General features: G+C 60.7%; 18 protein-coding genes. 7 read left to right on the top strand and 11 right to left on the bottom strand.

Annotated elements, in window-relative coordinates; genetic code table 11:
- Window positions 1-167: 167 nt before the first annotated feature.
- Window positions 168-1,502: a porin gene (locus tag B9Z52_RS13325; protein WP_158270564.1), complete on the top strand. Its 1,335-nt coding sequence runs from the start codon at window positions 168-170 to the stop codon at window positions 1,500-1,502.
- A 131-nt stretch (window positions 1,503-1,633) separates the two neighbouring features.
- Complete coding sequence (locus B9Z52_RS13320) at window positions 1,634-2,605, top strand: tripartite tricarboxylate transporter substrate binding protein (protein ID WP_108414343.1); 972 nt, start codon at window positions 1,634-1,636, stop codon at window positions 2,603-2,605.
- Between the two features lie 118 nt (window positions 2,606-2,723).
- Here B9Z52_RS13320 and B9Z52_RS13315 read toward each other — a convergent pair whose 3' ends face one another.
- Window positions 2,724-3,872: a porin gene (locus B9Z52_RS13315; RefSeq protein WP_108414342.1), complete on the bottom strand. Its 1,149-nt coding sequence runs from the start codon at window positions 3,870-3,872 to the stop codon at window positions 2,724-2,726.
- 345 nt (window positions 3,873-4,217) lie between these two features.
- Here B9Z52_RS13315 and coq7 point away from each other — a divergent pair, with 345 nt between their 5' ends.
- Window positions 4,218-4,844 (top strand): 2-polyprenyl-3-methyl-6-methoxy-1,4-benzoquinone monooxygenase, encoded by a 627-nt coding sequence (gene coq7 / locus B9Z52_RS13310; protein WP_108414341.1) that lies wholly within the window; start codon window positions 4,218-4,220, stop codon window positions 4,842-4,844.
- Window position 4,845: 1 nt separating this feature from the next.
- Here coq7 and B9Z52_RS13305 read toward each other — a convergent pair whose 3' ends face one another.
- Genes B9Z52_RS13305 through glmU form a run of 3 tightly spaced genes read right to left on the bottom strand, consistent with a single transcriptional unit; the run spans window position 4,846 to window position 7,000 of the window.
- The gene (locus B9Z52_RS13305; protein WP_199222099.1) at window positions 4,846-5,274 is read right to left on the bottom strand and encodes a rhodanese-like domain-containing protein; all 429 of its coding nucleotides are present in this window, start codon (window positions 5,272-5,274) and stop codon (window positions 4,846-4,848) included.
- A 40-nt stretch (window positions 5,275-5,314) separates the two neighbouring features.
- Entirely contained in the window at window positions 5,315-5,560 is a 246-nt protein-coding gene (locus B9Z52_RS13300) for a metal-sensing transcriptional repressor (protein ID WP_108414340.1), read from the bottom strand.
- Window positions 5,561-5,596: 36 nt separating this feature from the next.
- On the bottom strand, window positions 5,597-7,000 hold the full coding sequence (glmU, locus tag B9Z52_RS13295; protein WP_233251960.1) for a bifunctional UDP-N-acetylglucosamine diphosphorylase/glucosamine-1-phosphate N-acetyltransferase GlmU: 1,404 nt from the start codon (window positions 6,998-7,000) through the stop codon (window positions 5,597-5,599).
- Between the two features lie 300 nt (window positions 7,001-7,300).
- Here glmU and B9Z52_RS13290 point away from each other — a divergent pair, with 300 nt between their 5' ends.
- A complete protein-coding gene (locus B9Z52_RS13290; RefSeq protein ID WP_233251959.1) occupies window positions 7,301-8,167 on the top strand; it encodes a DUF6279 family lipoprotein in 867 nt (288 codons plus the stop codon).
- A 149-nt stretch (window positions 8,168-8,316) separates the two neighbouring features.
- Here the strand turns inward: B9Z52_RS13290 and B9Z52_RS13285 are convergent, their stop codons facing one another.
- The 3 genes from B9Z52_RS13285 to B9Z52_RS13275 form a co-directional block, all read right to left on the bottom strand.
- Window positions 8,317-9,330 carry an MBL fold metallo-hydrolase gene (locus tag B9Z52_RS13285; RefSeq protein ID WP_108414338.1) on the bottom strand — a complete coding sequence of 338 codons (1,014 nt, stop codon included), beginning with the start codon at window positions 9,328-9,330 and terminating at the stop codon, window positions 8,317-8,319.
- 262 nt (window positions 9,331-9,592) lie between these two features.
- Complete coding sequence (locus B9Z52_RS13280) at window positions 9,593-10,222, bottom strand: TetR/AcrR family transcriptional regulator (RefSeq protein WP_108414337.1); 630 nt, start codon at window positions 10,220-10,222, stop codon at window positions 9,593-9,595.
- 11 nt (window positions 10,223-10,233) lie between these two features.
- On the bottom strand, window positions 10,234-10,818 hold the full coding sequence (locus B9Z52_RS13275; RefSeq protein WP_108414336.1) for a 5-formyltetrahydrofolate cyclo-ligase: 585 nt from the start codon (window positions 10,816-10,818) through the stop codon (window positions 10,234-10,236).
- A gap of 9 nt (window positions 10,819-10,827) precedes the next feature.
- On the opposite strand from B9Z52_RS13275, the gene B9Z52_RS13270 reads away from it, so the two are divergent.
- The 3 genes from B9Z52_RS13270 to B9Z52_RS13260 are packed head-to-tail and all read left to right on the top strand — an operon-like array spanning window position 10,828 to window position 14,809.
- The gene (locus tag B9Z52_RS13270) at window positions 10,828-12,822 is read left to right on the top strand and encodes a lytic transglycosylase domain-containing protein (RefSeq protein WP_108414335.1); all 1,995 of its coding nucleotides are present in this window, start codon (window positions 10,828-10,830) and stop codon (window positions 12,820-12,822) included.
- A 35-nt stretch (window positions 12,823-12,857) separates the two neighbouring features.
- On the top strand, window positions 12,858-13,541 hold the full coding sequence (locus tag B9Z52_RS13265; RefSeq protein ID WP_108414334.1) for a glutathione S-transferase family protein: 684 nt from the start codon (window positions 12,858-12,860) through the stop codon (window positions 13,539-13,541).
- 14 nt (window positions 13,542-13,555) lie between these two features.
- Complete coding sequence (locus B9Z52_RS13260; RefSeq protein ID WP_108414333.1) at window positions 13,556-14,809, top strand: multifunctional CCA addition/repair protein; 1,254 nt, start codon at window positions 13,556-13,558, stop codon at window positions 14,807-14,809.
- A 202-nt stretch (window positions 14,810-15,011) separates the two neighbouring features.
- Here the strand turns inward: B9Z52_RS13260 and trxC are convergent, their stop codons facing one another.
- The 4 genes from trxC to B9Z52_RS13240 all read right to left on the bottom strand — a co-directional run bounded on the left by trxC (window position 15,012) and on the right by B9Z52_RS13240 (window position 16,595).
- Window positions 15,012-15,458: a thioredoxin TrxC gene (trxC, locus tag B9Z52_RS13255; protein ID WP_108414332.1), complete on the bottom strand. Its 447-nt coding sequence runs from the start codon at window positions 15,456-15,458 to the stop codon at window positions 15,012-15,014.
- An 88-nt stretch (window positions 15,459-15,546) separates the two neighbouring features.
- A complete protein-coding gene (gene infA, locus B9Z52_RS13250; RefSeq protein WP_108414331.1) occupies window positions 15,547-15,801 on the bottom strand; it encodes a translation initiation factor IF-1 in 255 nt (84 codons plus the stop codon).
- Between the two features lie 14 nt (window positions 15,802-15,815).
- Entirely contained in the window at window positions 15,816-16,031 is a 216-nt protein-coding gene (locus B9Z52_RS13245; RefSeq protein ID WP_233251958.1) for a hypothetical protein, read from the bottom strand.
- 369 nt (window positions 16,032-16,400) lie between these two features.
- Window positions 16,401-16,595, bottom strand: a complete 195-nt coding sequence (locus B9Z52_RS13240; protein WP_108414330.1) for a DUF2905 domain-containing protein — start codon at window positions 16,593-16,595, stop codon at window positions 16,401-16,403.

Here is a 16,595-nt window from a genome sequence, read left to right as displayed (position 1 = left end):
GGTTGGTTCTGATCCAAGATCGCAAGTGCCGACTCCCCCGAATGCCCGACAAACTCCATTGGCTTGAGAACAAAGTCCCCTAAGCTGGCGCAAAGCGGGGCGAGTAGTGGCTTGAGGTTCATGCTACGTGAATATAGATTGGTTATAACAAATCTAACATTCAGCTCTTGGTATACACCGTCAAGCTAACCGCTCTGGCTACATTGGCCGCTACTGGTGCTTTCGCTCAGTCTTCCGTACAAATCGACGGTATGTTCAACGCTGGCCTGGCTAGCAACAGCTACAAAGGCGTGAAAGTCACTGGCGTTGAACAGAATGGCGCTGGCACTACACAATTCAACATTCGCGGCACTGAAGACCTCGGCGGCGGCTTAAAAGCCACTTTCCGCGTTGAAAACGACATCAGCATCGTCCGCAATGATGCCAACCAAGGCACCATGACTGGCGTGGGCAACGTCGTTCCACAAAGCTCCTCAACAGCTAACTACACAGCTGCACAAACAACCAAAGGTTCAGTTGGTACGTTTGCCAACGGCGAACTGCGTGTTGGTTTGGCGAGTGCTAACTACGGTTCCGTGGATTTCGGTGCTGTTAACAACGGTGGTTTGACCAACTTTGTTGTCGTCGCTTCTCCATTGACTGGCACCGCTATCAACTCTGGTTATGGCTCGATCATCGGTGCTGACCCAACAATGGCCATTGTGCGTTGGGGCAACAGCGTCAAGTACGCAACGCCAGTCATCAATGGCTTCCAAGCTCAAGCCATCTATGCTGCCAAGCAGACCAATCAACCCAATACAGCCAACGCCAGCGGCGCTGCTGCAACAACCGTCAACTACGGTCTGGGTCTGAACGATCAAGTCGGCGCAACCGAACTGTCGGCCAAGTACGTTAACGGTCCTCTGACGATCGGCGCTGTGGCTACACGTACAGACATCACTGGCGGTGCTTTCTGCGCAGCAGGTGCTGGCACCACAACCAACCCTTACTTCGTCGGTTCGGCTAACCAGCCTTGCATCGTCGGTAATGGTAATCAAATCGCTAAAGGCGCGACCATTGGCGCTGGCTACAAAGCACAGCAAGAAGGCTTGGCAGCTAGCTACAATTTGGGCAGCGGCTTCTTGTTGAGCGGTGGTTATCAGAAAACTGCTTTGGGTGAAATCACTGCAGGAAGCGGCGATCAAACCAATCGTGCAGCTTACATTGGTACGTTGCAGTACACAACAGGCGCGCACACTCTGTTCGCGACTTACGGTACAGCCAAGGAAAAGGCTCAGAACAACGCCTTTAACGGTAAAACATCAAAAATGTCTGGTGTCGGCTACAACTACGCTCTGAGCAAGATGACCAACTTCTACGCTCGTTATGAGCAGTTGGATGACCAAGCCGGTTTGATCTATAACTCTTGGTCGGGTGCCGCTCCTAGTGGTGCTTTGCTGGGTATGGACGCAGCAAACAACAAGCGTATCCGTAGCCAGGTTGGTATTCAAGTTGGCTTCTAATCCCACGCTGTCGTAAGACAGTTTGAGGTTTAGAAATCAAAAACCCACCGTGGCAACACGGTGGGTTTTTTGTTGTGGGCACTCGAAACGATGGGAAAATGACCCATTCACCTCCCAAATCGAGTCAAAACATGCTCAGTCGCCGCCAATTGATCCAAACCGCCGCCCTGTCGGCCTTGCCTTGGGCACCTGTGTGGGCGCAAAGCTACCCCAGCAAGCCGATCAAAATCGTCGTGCCCTTTGGTGCCGGTGGCGTGGCCGACCTGACCGCACGCGCCGTGGCGCAAAAGCTGACCGAAAACCTGGGCCAGCCGGTGGTGATCGACAACCGGCCCAGCGCGGGCGGCATTGTGGCAGGCGAACTGGTGGCCAAGGCCGAGCCCGATGGCTACACCTTGCTCCTCATGTCCAACGGCACCGCCGTCAGTGCAGGCTTGTTCAAGTCGCTGCCTTTCAACCCGCGCAGCGACTTTGCACCGGTGTCACTGCTGGGCCTGTTCGACATGGCCGTGGTCGTGCCAGAAAACTCGCCCTTCAAAACCTTGTCCGAGCTGATTGGGTATGGCCGCGCCAACCCTGGCAAGCTCAACATTGGCACCATCAACATCGGCAGCACGCAGCACTTGGCGGCCGAGCTCTTGCGCAGCCAAGCCAACTGGGTGGCCCAGGTGGTCCCCTACAACGGCACGCCCGCCGTCATCAATGCCTTGCGCGGCGGTCAAGTCGATGCCGCCGTGGAGATTTTGGGCCCCATGAAACCCCAAATCAACGCCAAAGCCGTGCGCCTGTTGGGCGTGATGGGCGAGACCCGCCCCAAAGACCTGCCGCAAACGCCCACCGTGCGCGAGCTGCCCGGCTTGAGCAACTTCAACGTGTCGTCGTGGAACGCCCTGGCCGCCCCCGCCAAAACCCCCAAAGCGGTGGTGGAGCGTTTGAGCCAAGAACTGGCCAAGATCCTGGCGCAGCCCGAGATGGTGCAACGCCTGGCAGGCTTCAACGTCCAAGCCAAAGCCAGCACCCCAGCGCAGTTGGGGCAACTGCTGGACAGCGACATCAAGCGCTGGGCCGAGGTGATCGCCAAGGCGGGCTTGACGCCTGCTTGAAGCCCTGCACCCGCAGCCATTGGGCTGATGAGGCTGTGCAGACGTAAAAAAACCCACCGTGTTGCCACGGTGGGTTTTTTAACTTTCAAATCTCAAGCTGTCTGACGACAGCGTGCGATCAGAAGCCGATGCGCAGGCCCAGGGCGGTGCGGTTACGAGTTGTACCGGAACCGTCGATGGTGCTTGCAGCTGGAACGATGCCGGCTGTGTCTTTGATGGTCTCATAACGAGCGTACAAAGAAGTTGTCTTGCTCAGGTCGTAGTCATAACCCAGGGCCACCAGGTCAGACTTCAAGCCTGTCAGGCTGTTTTTGGCGTTACCCACTTGCACGTTGAAGCGGTTGGCACCCATGGTGTAAGCCACCGACACGGTGGTTGCAGTGCGGTCCAAGTTGGTACCACCAGCAACCAAGGAGTTCTTGGCTGTTTGGTTCAGCAAGAAGAACTTCCAGTCACCCATGGTGTAGTTGGCACCCAGAGTTTGTGTAGTGGCGTTGGCCACAGTGCTGTCAGCCGTAGCAGAAGTACCAAATGCTGGAGCGGAACCGGCTGTGAAAGCAGTCACGCTAACGCCAGTTGCGTCTTGCTTGGTCGAAGCGAAGATGGCGTTGATGGGGCCTTGGTTGTAGCGCAGGCTGAATTCTTGCACGCCAGCGTAGTCATAAGCACCCAGACCACCGAAGTTGCTGCTGTTGGCCTTGGTCTGCTTTTGCACGTTCAAAACAGCAGCGCTGAAGCCGTTGAATGAAGGGGTGATGTAACGAACGCTGTTGTCAAAACGGACCACAGAACCGCTCACGGGGTTCAGTGCGTCGGTCACGAACAGGCCACGGAAAGCGGAGCCCACAGCGGTACCGAAGTTTTGACCGGTCAAGAAAGCGTCCAATTGGGCGTTGTTGATGGCGCCGATGTCAACGCGACCGAAGCCACCGGACAAACCGCCACGGATTTCGCCGTTGCCAAAAGTAGACACACCAGCCACAGTGCCGTCAGCTTTTTTCACGCCAGTGTTGGCGTTGTTGGACACGGTGCTCCAGTCGGTTTCAACGCGGAAGTCAGCTTTCAAGCCGCCGCCGAAGTCTTGCACGCCACGGAAGTTGATTTGGCTGGTGGTCGAACCGTTGCCGCCAAAGCCTTGAACTTTGTTGCCTTTGTAGTCGATGGCTTGGAAGCCGTTATCGAACTGACCGTCGATAGAGACGGAAGATTGAGCGAAAGAAGCGCCAGAAACTGTCAAAACAGCCAGAGCGATCAGAGTTTTTTTCATTGCAAGTTTCTCCAAGGTTAAACAAGGGTCCAGAAGATTTAGCTGGTGCACAGCACCAAACGCACCTCTGAGCCAACCCCCAGTCAAGAAGGTTGTGTGTATTGCACCAGACGCCGCAGGCTTCGCCAAGGATATTGACAAAGAAAAAGTCTTTTCGTTGCATCCATGCAACAGAGTCTGGTTCACCCTTGTGTTTGTGACAATTTTTTGACAGTTTTTCCAATGAATACAACAACTTCAGCGCTTTGTTGCACGCACAAGATGACCTTGACGATGGCTCAAAACAGCCATTTCGAAGGTGTTGGAGGGGGCCTTATTCGGGTTAATCATGAGTAAACTCGTTGCATGAGCCTCAATGCCTTGATCCTTGCCGCCGACAGTGCCCTGCGCACCCTGTGGGCCGAGCCCCGCGCCAGCCGCCCCACCCCGCAAGCCGCCACCAGCGAACTGGTGATGACCGATGCCGAGCGCCGCGAAGCCGCCGCCCTGATGCGGGTGAACCATGTGGGCGAGGTGTGCGCCCAAGCGCTATATACCGGTCAGGCCCTGGCTTGCCAAAGCCCCGCCCTGCGCGCCAAGCTGGCCGAGGCCAGCCGCGAAGAGACCGATCACCTGGCCTGGACTGCGCAGCGCCTGAATGAATTGAACGATCGGCCTTCGCTGCTCAACCCGCTTTGGTATGCGGGCGCCTTTGCCATTGGTTACGCCGCAGGCAAGCTGGGCGGCGACAAAGTCAGTCTGGGCTTTGTGGTGGAAACCGAGCGCCAGGTGGAAGCCCACTTGCAAAGCCACATGGACAAGCTGCCTGCCGCAGACAGCGCATCACGGGCGATCGTGGCGCAGATGAAGGCCGATGAGATTGCCCACGCCCAAATGGCGCAAAAGGCTGGCGCTGTGGAATTGCCCGGCCCGGTCAAAGCCCTGATGCAAACCGCCGCCAAGCTGATGACGACGGTGGCCCACCGGGTTTGAATCAGCTTTGCTGCCAGGGCAGGCCGCGCTTGCGCCAGCCGCCCAATTGGCCGCGATGGGCTTGGGCGTCGGGGTCGCCCTCAAACCCTTCCAGGATGTTGTAGGCCTGCACACCCAACACGGTGGCACGTTGCGCAGCCGCAATCGACCGCACGCCGCTGCGGCACAGCAGCACCAGCTTTTTGCCATCCGCCCCCAGCGCCTGAATGCCCGCGTCAAATTCGGGGTTCATGGCCATGCCGGGCCATTGCTTCCAGGCCAGTGCGTGGGCGCCGGGCACAAAGCCGACCCAAGTGCGCTCGGCGTCGGTGCGCACATCCACCAGTTCGGCCTCGCCTGCCTGCACCCAAGCCCAGGCCAGTTGGGGGCTCACGTCGCCGGCGTAGTCTTGGGCGGGGATCACGTTCATGTTGTCGGGGGTCTGGGTCATGTTCGGGCCTTGGCAGGTGGCGTTCAGCAACTGGACTGGATCAAGCGAATTTGGTCAACATTTTGGCCACATGCTCGGCCGAATGGTCGCCTTGCTCGATCAAGCAGCCGACCATGGAGAAGAACGATTTGTCGAGCGCCTTGCGGGCCGCCGCCATTTGCTGCGCGATTTTTTCGCAGTCGGCGTCATCGTCGATCAGGCGCTGCAAACCGCGCAACTGCCCCTCCACACGGGCCAGCCGGGTGCGCAGGGCTTTTTTCATGTCGGGGTCAACGATGCGGCTCATGGGGGGTCTCCGGTCTGATGTCGGTGCAGGATACGCTCAAGCTTTGGGTTTTTTCTGCGGCCGCGCCCAGTTGGCGATGCTCACTTGTTTGCCACGCGCCACGCTCAGGGCACCGGGTTCGGTGCTCTTGGTGATGGTGGAGCCGCCGCCCACGGTGCCGCCCGCGCCAATGGTCACGGGGGCCACCAGCACGCAGTTGCTGCCGATGTGGACATCGGCTTCGATCACGGTGCGGTGTTTGTTGGCGCCGTCGTAGTTGGCGGTGATGCTGCCTGCGCCGTAGTTGACGCGCTCGCCCACGGTGGCGTCGCCCAAATAGGCCAGGTGGTTGGCTTTGGCGCCCATGGCCATCGTTGAATTCTTCACTTCCACAAAGTTGCCGATGTGCACTTCGGCGCCCAGCTGCGCACCGGGGCGCAGGCGGGCAAAGGGGCCGATCAAGGCGCCCTCGCCCACCGTCACACCCAGCTTTTCACCGTCGATGTGGGTGAAGGGGTGGATCACCGCTCCGGCTTCAATGCGGCAGTTGGCAATGACGCAGTGGGCGCCGATCTGGACGCCTTCGCCCAATGACACCTGGCCTTCGAACACGCAGTTGACGTCGATCTCGACGTCTTGCGCGCAGTCGATTTGACCGCGCAGGTCAAAGCGGGCGGGGTCTTTCAGGCGCAAGCCTTGTTCCATCAAATGGTGGGCTTGGCGCAGTTGGTGGGCGCGCTCCAGCTCGGCCAGTTGCACCGGGCTGTTGATGCCGGCCACTTGCAGGGCATCGGTGATTTTGTGGGCCACCACGGACACGCCGTCGGCCACGGCGAACTTGACCACATCGGTCAGGTAGTACTCGCCTTGGGCGTTCTGGTTGTCCAGCCGCCCCAGCCAGGCTTTGAGCAGCTTGGCCGGCACGGCCATGATGCCGCTGTAGACCTCTTTGATTTGGCGCTGCGCTTCGCTGGCATCCTTTTGCTCAACGATGGCTTGCACGGCATCGCCTTGACCACCACCGCCACGCACAATGCGACCGTAGCCGGTCGGGTCGGCAAAGTCGATGGTCAGCAGCGCCAGTTTGTCGCCGCCACACTGCGCGATCAAGGCTTGCAAGGTGTCGGCCTGGGTCAAGGGCACGTCGCCCGACAAGATGACCACGATGCCATCGTCGCCCAGTGCGGGCACGGCTTGTTGCACGGCATGGCCGGTGCCCAGCTGGGGATTTTGGCGCACGCATTGCACGGCCAGCACCTGACCTGGGGCCAGCAGCAGGGGCTCGACCTGGTCGGCCCCGTGGCCAGTGATGACCACGGCCGAGCGGGCGTGCAGCTGCGCAGCGGTGTTCAGCACGTGTTGCACCAGCGGCACTCCGGCCAGGCGTTGCAAGACCTTGGGCACGCGGCTTTTCATGCGGGTGCCTTTGCCTGCGGCCATCACGACAACATCAACGGGCATGGAATCAACTCGGGTCATGGCAATCTTTCTCAGTCTGTCCGCTCACGGAATGCACCCATTATCGCCAGTCACCATGGGCTTTCGTGCAGGCATGTGCGGGCGCAAGCTGCCGACCTGCAAAATATGAGTTCGTGGTGTTTTGCAGATCAGGCCCCATGCCGTTTGAATGGCCCTGGTTTGTCTGCCATGCGTTATGGTTGTTGCTGTAAGCGCCCACGCCTGTGGGCGATGGGCGTGCGACAAGGCGCCCAGACGCGACTTGCGCATTCCGAATAATGGTCCATGCGGACCCCGTCAAAGATGAAAATGATACCGATTTCAAGATGCTTTTTGCTGGTGGTGCTGCTCTGCCTGCAGGGGTGCAGCACCATCAAGCTGGGCTACCAGCAACTGCCCAATTTGTCTTATTGGTGGCTGGACAGCGCCGTGTCTTTCAGCGATGCGCAGAGCACCCAAACCAAAGAGGCGCTGAGCCAGCTGCACCGCTGGCACAAGCGCGAAGAATTGCCCGCCTATGCCGACTTGCTGCAGCGACTGGCCGCGCAAAGCGCCGAGCCGATTCAGGCGGCGCAGGTCTGTGCGGTGTGGACAGACATCGACAAAGCCATGGACCGCACCCTGCGCCAAACCGTGCGGACGGCCGCCCCCGTGGCCATGGCTTTGGGGCCTGAGCAACTGAGCCACCTGAACCAATACTGGATCGGCAAGAACAAGGATTGGGACAAAGAGTGGCTGCAAGGCAGCCCCAGCGAAAGGCTGGAGCGGCGGCTGGGCAAAGCCCTGGAGCGCTTCAGCGACTTTTACGGGTCCTTGACGCCGGCGCAAACGGCGATGGTCAAGGCGCAACTGCAGCAATCGGTCTGGACGCCCGAATGGGGTCAACGCGACCGGCTGCGCAAGCAACAAGATTTGCTGGCGACGTTGCAAAAAGCGCCCCAAAGCAACGCAGCGGCTTTGCCTCAGGTCGAGGCCGATTTGTGGGGGGTGTGGGAGCGTTGGCTGACGCCACCGGATGCCGCCGGGCGTGCGGTGGTGCAAAAAATGATTCAACAAGGCTGCGACAACCTGGCCCTGCTGCACAACAGCGCCAGCCCGGAGCAGCGCCAGCGTGCCGCGCGCAGGTTGCGCGCTTATGAACAGGATTTGCGGGATTTGATCAGGCCTTGAGGTCGGCCCGGGGCAGGAAATGGCGCCGACGGTGCGGCCCAAGAAAATCGCGCACGGGGTGCGCTCCCACGGGTGATGCAGCCACCAGCAGCGTGATGGGGGGCGAGGCTCCACATGACCGTGGGAGCCGCGCCCTGCGCGCGATTCGTTCAGCTTTGCAGCGCCTTCCACATCTCCATGTCGCGCTCGGCCGTCCAGATGCGGGGGTTTTTGATGCCGCTGGCTTCGTCGTAAGCGCGGGTCACGTCAAACGGCAAGCAGTGTTCGTAAATGAACACATGGCCAAACACCGGGTCCATGCTTTGGCGGGTGTGGGCCATGGCGGCTTTCAGGTCCATCTTGGCAGCCACGGCTTCTTTGCCGGCCTGGAACAAAGTGGTCACCCAGCGCTGGGTGTAGTCCAGCGCCTTGTTCACGTTGGCATTGCCCTTCATGGCTTCACCGCGGCCGGGCACGATGAACTCGGCTTTCAAATCACGCAAGGCTTCGAGCGTGGCAGGCCATTCTTCGAGCTGCGCGTCGCCCGTGTAGACACCGGCTTCGTACTCGACCAGATCGCCTGAGAACAGCACTTTTTCTTCTTCCACCCAAGCGATGGTGTCGCCACGGGTGTGGCCTGGGCCTGGATGCCAGATTTGCACCACCACGCCACCCAGGTTGATGCTGAGTTTGCCGGGCACTTCGCCATTTGTGGGGTTGCCACCACCGACCACCAGGGTGGGCCAAGTCAGGCCGGGGATGCTGTCGGCCCCACGGAACAAGCGCGGGAAGCGCTCCATCTCGCTCTTCATGTCTTGCGCGCCGCGCTCTTTGATCAGGTCCAAAGTGCCTTCGCTGGCAATGATCTCGGTCGCGCCTTCGGCGGCGTAGGCGTAAGCGCCCAGCACGCGCACGGCGTGGTAGTGGGTCAGCAGCACGTATTTGATGGGCAGGTCGCTGACGGTGCGGATTTTCTTGATCAGGTCCTGCGCCATGGCGGGTGTGGCCGTGGCGTCGCTGACCATGATGAAGCGGTCACCGATGATCACGCCCGAGTTGGGGTCGCCTTCGGCGGTGTAGGCCCAGCAGTGCTTGCTGAGTTGCTCGAACGTGATGTTTTTCTCGCTCAGGTCGGCCTGACTGGCGAATGCTTTGGTGGGGGCCGTTGTGTTGGCTTTGGACATGGAAATTTCTCCGGTCAATGAATGGTCAAGATTTTACCTAAACGAAATGCGTTACGCATTGTTGAATTTGCCCACACAAGCCAATGGCCTGTACCGACAGGTCAACCTTCAGGTCCAACATGGCGCGCTTCGACGCATCCCCCTCTCGGAGCCGTAGGAGCCCACCCCTGTGGGCGATGGTTTGCAGGGCGTGTGCCACGCCCATCGCCCACAGGGGTGGGCTCCTACCCCACTGGTTGTGCAAGCGTCTGGCCTTTCGCCCTCAACCCAAACCTTTTTCGAGCATGGCGATGACTTCTTCGGCAAAAGCCGCATAGCTGATCGGTCCGCCCGGGCGCAGCCAAGTGAAGGTCCAGTTGATCATGCCCAGCAGCATCATGGTCAGGGCGGTCTGGTTGGTGGGCGTCAGGCGCTCGGGGTAGGCGCGCTTCAAAAAGCGGGTCATGGCTGCGACGATGTCGCGCTGGCGGTTGAGCACCAGCTCGCGCGGCGACACGGCGTTAGCACCCAGCGCCGGGTCGGGCACATCGCTCAGGAACTGGGTGTCGTTGAGCAGCGCCGCGTGGCGGGTGGCCGAGGTTTCGTACTCTTGCAAAAAGGCCCGCACCAGCTCGTGCAGGGCGGCGCGGTCGTCCAGGTTTTTGCGCTGGGCTGTGGCTTCGGTCTGCGCGATCAAACCCAGCAGGCGCTGGGTGTGGCGGTCCAGCAAATCAAACAGAATGGCTTCTTTGCTCTCGTAGTAGTGGTACAGCCGGGCTTTGGACGTGCCGCAGGCGGCGGCGATCTCGTTCATGCTGGCGGCCGGGTAGCTGCTTTGCGCAAAGGATTGCGCGGCAATGTCCAGGATCGCGTCGCGCTTGATCTCGTGGGTGGCGGATTTGGGGCGTGCCATGTTTCAGTGTGTCAAACGGGCCAGACCACGCCGTTGTCGTTGAGGATGGCGTCCAGCGGCTCGTCGTGCGGCTCGGGTTCCAGGTCGTCCACATAGCCCTGGGTAAAGCCCAGGCCCACGGTGAACGGCTTGGGCTGCAGCGTGGCCAGGGTGCGGTCGTAAAACCCGCCGCCATACCCCAAGCGATAACCGCCAATGCCATAGCCCACGCAGGGCACAAACAGCAAGGTGGGCACGATGACTTCGGTGTCCTTGGGCTTGGGGATGCCGTAGGCGTCCTCTTCCATCGGGCAGCCGGGGTACCAAGTGTGAAAGGTCAAGGTCTTGTGCAGCTTGTTGACCACCGGCAGGCCGATTTGGCGGCGCTGCGGTTCGCCGTGCAGCTCGCCGTCTTCTTTCCAGCGGTGCAGCACGGGCAAGGGGTCAAATTCGCCCTTGATGGGCCAGTAAGCGCCGATCACGGTGTCCGGACGGTCGAACAGCCAAATGCGCATGACGCGCTGCAGCGCCTCGGCCCGCGCGAGGCGGTCCGGCAGGTTCAATCTTTCTTCGATCAAGGCCTTTCGCAAGGCTTTCTTGGCGTGTGCTTTGTCCATAATCAACCCATGCCTTATCCATTCAAGCAACTGACACCGATTCTGACACTGGTTGGCGCACTGACCGTGACAGGTCTGGCCAGTTTTCCTGCGCAAGCACAAAACAAGGGCGATGACACGCTGCTGGAGATGGCCCAGGCGTTCCGCAAAAACGACAAAGCCCGCCTGAGCGCTTTGCTGGCGCAAGCCCGTGGGCATGTGCTGGAGCCTTTGGCCGCTTATTGGGAGTTGCGCCCACGGCTGGACACCGCGCCGGAGTCCGAGATCCGAAGCTTTCTGAGCAACTATGCGGGCACTTATTACGAAGACCGCCTGCGCACCGATTGGTTGCTGCAACTGGGCAAGCGCCGTGACTGGGCCAACTTCACAGCCGAATACCCCAACTACCGCATGCGCGATGACCGCGAAGTGCGCTGTTATGCGCTGGTGACCGAAGCCATCAACAGCAAGGCCAATGTGGCCGACGAAGCCAAACGCCTGTGGTATTCGTTGCGCGAGGCCGACGATGGCTGCACTTATGTGGCCGAACACTTGCATTCAGGCAAGCAGATCAACGGCCTGGATTTGTGGCGCAAGGCGCGCATGGCGATGGACGCCAACCGGCCCAAACCGGCCAAAGACGCTGTGGACATCGAAGCCCCGCGCTTGTCAGAGCAAGTGGCCTTGATCCACGCCGATCCGACCCGCTATCTGGACAAACGCATCATCGCCATCACCAAGAGCCGCAAAGAGCTGGCCACGCTGGCCCTGATCCGCCTGGCCGCCAGCGACCCCGAGGAGGCCGCCGAACGGCTGGACAAACACTGGGGCTTGCTGCTGAGCGCCGAAGAGCGCAACTGGACTTGGGCCGTGATTGGCAAACAGGCCGCTCAAAAGTTGCAGGACAACGCGAGCAGCTACTTTGCCAACGTGCGCAAAGACGCTGACCTGAACGATGACTTGCTGGGCTGGAAAGTGCGCGCCGCCTTGCGCATGGGCCAGTGGAAACAGGTGCTGAGTGCCACGCAAGCCATGTCGCCAGAAGCCCGCAAGGACGCCACCTGGACCTATTGGCAAGCCCGCGCCCTGCTGGCCACCGCGGGCAACGATGCCGCGCAAAAACAAGAGGCTCAAAACCTGCTGCGCAGCATTGCCAGCGTGCGCGGCTTTTACGAACAACTCGCGCTGGAAGAGCTGGGCCAAAACATCACCGTGCCGGAGCGCCCTGCGGCTTTGACGGCCCAGGAAAAAGCCACCGCCCAGGCCAACCCCGGTTTGCAACGTGCCCTTTACGCGATCAGCATCGGCCTGCGTGCCGAGGGCAACCGCGAATGGAACTACAGCACCAATTTGCACAGCCCCGGCGGCATGAACGACCGCGAACTGCTGGCTGCCGCCGACTTGGCCTGCCAGCGCCAAGTGTGGGACCGCTGCATCAACACCAGCGAACGCACCAAGGACGTGATCGATTTTGAGCAGCGCTTTCCGATGCCGTTGCGCGACATCGTGGTGCGCCGCGCAGGCGAGGTCAAACTCGATCCGGCCTATGTGTACGGCCTGATCCGCCAGGAAAGCCGCTTCATCATGGACGCCCGCTCGGGCGTGGGCGCCTCGGGCCTGATGCAGGTCATGCCCGCCACCGCCAAATGGACGGCCAAAAAAATCGGCATGACCAGCTTCACGCCCGAGCAGATCACCGACAAAGAGGTCAACGTGGCCATTGGCACCGGTTACCTCAAGCTGGTGCTGAGCGACTTTGAAGGCTCCATGGCCATGGCCGCTGCCGCCTACAACGCAGGCCCCAACCGCCCACGCAACTGGCGCAATGGCCCGGTGCTGGAAGCGGCCATCTGGGCCGAAAACGTGCCCTTTCAGGAAACCCGCGATTACGTGAAAAAGGTGCTGTCCAACACCACCAACTACGCCGCCATCCTGACCCGGCAGCCGCAATCGCTTAAAAGCCGTCTGGGCCAAGTCGGGCCGCGCAACAGCGCCCAAGCCGAGCCCAACCCAGACCTTCCATGACGGACTGATGGCAGAAAAACAAGGGGAGCCACCACATGCTGCAGCTTTACATCGCCAACAAGAATTACTCGTCCTGGTCCATGCGCCCCTGGGTGCTGCTGCGCCAGGCGGGCATCGCCTTTGAAGAGGTTTATGTCCGCTTTGACAGCTTCGCCCCGGACTCGCAATTCAAGGCGTCACTCAAGGCCGTGAATCCGGTCGGCAAGGTGCCTGTGCTGGTGCACGATGGGCTGGCCATCTGGGACACCCTGGCGATTGCAGAATATGTGGCGGAACAGTTTCCTGACAAGCTGTTGTGGCCCGCTGACCGCGCTGCCCGCGCACGCGCTCGCAGCATCTGCGCCGAAATGCACAGCGGCTTTGGGGGCCTGCGCAGCGCCTGCCCGATGAACATCGAGGCGCACCTGCCCGAGATTGGCGCACTCGCCCTGCGCGACAAGCCCGCCGTGCGCGCCGACCTGGACCGCATCTGCAGCCTCTGGAGTGGTCTGCTGCAAGAACACAGCGGCCCCATGCTGTTTGGCCACTTCACCATCGCCGATGCCTACTTTGCCCCGGTGGTCATGCGCCTGAAAACCTATGCCTTGCCGGTACCTGCCGATGTGGCCGCCTACATGGACCGCGTGTGCGCCCTGCCCGGTGTGAAAGCATGGATCGACGACGCTTTGGCCGAAAAGGACTTCATTGACTTCGAAGAGCCCTTCCGGGTGGCTCGCTGAGCGAAGCGGTTGACATGAACGTTTTTGTCGTCGGCGGTGCGGTGCGCGATGCCTTGATGGGCTTGTCCGTCAATGATCGCGACTGGGTGGTGGTGGGCAGCACGCCTGAGGCCATGACCGCTCAAAAGTATGTGCCGGTGGGTAAGGACTTTCCGGTATTTTTGCACCCCCAAAGCCGCGAGGAATACGCCCTGGCCCGCACCGAGCGCAAAACAGCGCGGGGCTACAAAGGCTTTGCGGTGCAGGCCGCGCCAGACGTCTCGCTCGAAGAAGACCTGGCCCGGCGCGACCTGACGATCAACGCCATGGCTGTGCCCGAGGCACTGGCGCACGAGCCGCCCAGCGCTTGGACGGGCCACATCGTCGACCCCTATGGCGGCCAGCGCGACCTGCGGACCAAGGTGCTGCGCCACGTGACCGAGGCCTTTGCCGAAGACCCTGTGCGCGTTCTGCGCTTGGCACGGTTTGCGGCGCGCTTTGCCGATTTCACCGTGGCCGAAGAAACGATGGCATTGATGCGCCAGATGGTCACGGGCGGTGAAGTCGACCACTTGGTGCCCGAGCGCGTCTGGCAAGAACTGGCCAAAGGCCTGATGAGCACCAAGCCTTCGCGCATGTTCGAGGTGCTGCGCGAATGCGGCGCCTTGAGGGTGCTGCTGCCCGAGCTGGACAAGCTGTGGGGCGTGCCGCAACGGGCCGAATACCACCCCGAAATCGACGCCGGTGTGCACATGATGCTGGTGATGGACATGGCCGCGCAGCTGCACACGCCGCTTTCGGTGCGCGTGGCTTGTTTGTTACACGACCTGGGCAAAGGCACAACCCCCGCTGATGTGCTGCCGCGCCACATCGGGCACGAAGGGCGCAGCGTGAAGTTGTTGCTCAAGGTGTGTGATCGCCTGCGCGTGCCCACCGATTGCAAGGAACTGGCCGAAGTGGTGGCGCGTGAGCACGGCAACATCCACCGCAGTGCTGAGTTGAACGCCGAGGCAGTGATGCGATTATTGGAACGCTGCGACGCTGTTCGCCAGGCCGAGCGCTTTGAACGGGTGCTGCAAGCCTGTGAATGCGATGCGCGGGGGCGTCTGGGTTTTGCCGACGCCACTTATCCGCAAGCCGCCCGTTTGTTGCAGGCACAGCAAGCGGCCTTGTCGGTCGAGACAGCGCCCATCGCGCAAGCGGCTGCTCAAGCGGGGCTCAAAGGCCCACAGATCGGTGAGCGGATCACGCAAGCAAGGGTGCGCGCCATCCGAAATATTGTCCAGTAGGTCGGCGCCTTCAGGTCGACATGGCTGGCGCCATTGTTCCCTTGCAGGAGCCCACCCCGTGGGCGATGCTTTGAAGGGCGTGTGCCACGCCCATCGCCCACAGGGGTGGGCTCCTGCATCAAGGTTCGCGGCAAGGCTTTGGCTCAGGGCTTCAAAAGGTCGGATCAACGGGGCGCTGCCTTCATTGCCAACCAACGCCTCCTCACAAATGCGAACGGGTCCAATCGGCGATGTCTTGCGCTGTTCGGAACGCGCCCGCTTGGCGGGCCACTTCCTTGCCGCCTACAAACAGCGCCAGCGTGGGGATGCTGCGGATGTTGAAACGGGCGGCGATGCCCTGCGCGTCTTCGGTGTTGAGTTTGGCCAGCCGCACTTGGGGCTCCAGCAAACTGGCGGCTTGCTCGTAAGCCGGGGCCATCATGCGGCAGGGCCCGCACCAAGGAGCCCAGAAGTCCACGAGGACGGGAATCTGGCTGCGGCCCATGTGGCGGTCAAAAGAGGTGGCGTCCAACGCCAGCGGATGCCCGTCAAAAAGATTTTTGTGGCATTGCCCACACTCAGGGCTGCTGCGCATGTCGGCCACGCGCACCCGATTGGTGGTGTGGCAGTGCGGACAGACGATGTGAACAGAGTCGGTGGTGGCGGTCATGAAAACCCTTTGTGGTTACACCCCACTTGGGGGCCATGCCCACCGCTTCAAGAGCCTGAAACTGGGCAGCCAACGCTGCCCACCCGGGTCAACGAGGCGTGCGAGGCGCCATGGGGGCGCGACCAGCCAAGTGACGGAAGCTGATGCGCCCTTTGCTCAGGTCATAAGGCGACAGCTCCAGGGTCACGCGGTCCCCGGCCAAAATGCGGATGTGGTTCTTGCGCATCTTGCCTGCGGAGTAAGCGATCAGCTGGTGACCGTTGTCCAGGGTCACGCGAAAACGCGTGTCGGGCAACACTTCGTTGACCACGCCCATCAGTTCAATCAGTTCTTCTTTAGCCATTTAAAACGTCTTTCTCAAAACAGAATCGGTTTGGTGGTCTGACGCTCAACCCAGAGCACGCCTTCATCGAGGGCGTATTGGCTGGCAGCGGCAGACGTTGCAAATTCGGGCACAAACCGCATCACGCGGTCGGTGCTGGCGCTTCCGCGGCCACTGGCCACGGACACTTGCGCGCCAAAAGCCCCATTGGGCAGCACGCGGGAGCAGGGTTGGATTCGGTACTTGCCCATCGAAATGGACTTGTGAAAACAATGGTGAATCGACATGGATTTTATCTAACGGAGATCAGGCCGCTTTTCCTGCCTCTTTGGGGCGGTCTCGCGGCGCGGGATTTGGCATGTCCTGGTGCCAAAAACGCCTCCGATAAATCCACTGGGAGTGGACCACAGCGCACCGTGCAGAGGTGCATCAAAAGGAAGCAAAAAAATCGTCTGGGCCCAGCTGTAAAAGCATGGCGGGCGATGAGCACAGTGGAGGACAAGACTGGCATCCCTCTGCCGGGATGCGCTATCGGCTCGCGAAGAGCTAGATGGGCATAAGTCGCCAATGGCGTGTCGCACTGTAACACGTTCGAGCTTGCAGCGCTTATCTGCGCCCGCTCACAGCCACTTGGCGATCACGCTGGCCAGCATGCTCAAGAGCAAGGTGCTGGTGATCGGGATGAACCATTCGCGCCCGAACAGGCGAAAGCGGAAATCGCCCGGCAGGCGGCCAAAGCCCAACTTCTGCAGCCAAGGCTGCAGGCCACTGAAGATGATCAGGGCCAGCAATACGACGATCAGCCAACGGAACAT

Origin of the sequence: Limnohabitans sp. Jir72, from assembly GCF_003063575.1 — a bacterium.
Lineage (GTDB): Bacteria > Pseudomonadota > Gammaproteobacteria > Burkholderiales > Burkholderiaceae_C > Limnohabitans_A.
The sequence above is the reverse complement of the archived record's forward strand: the minus strand, read 5'-3'. Positions and strand labels throughout refer to the sequence as shown.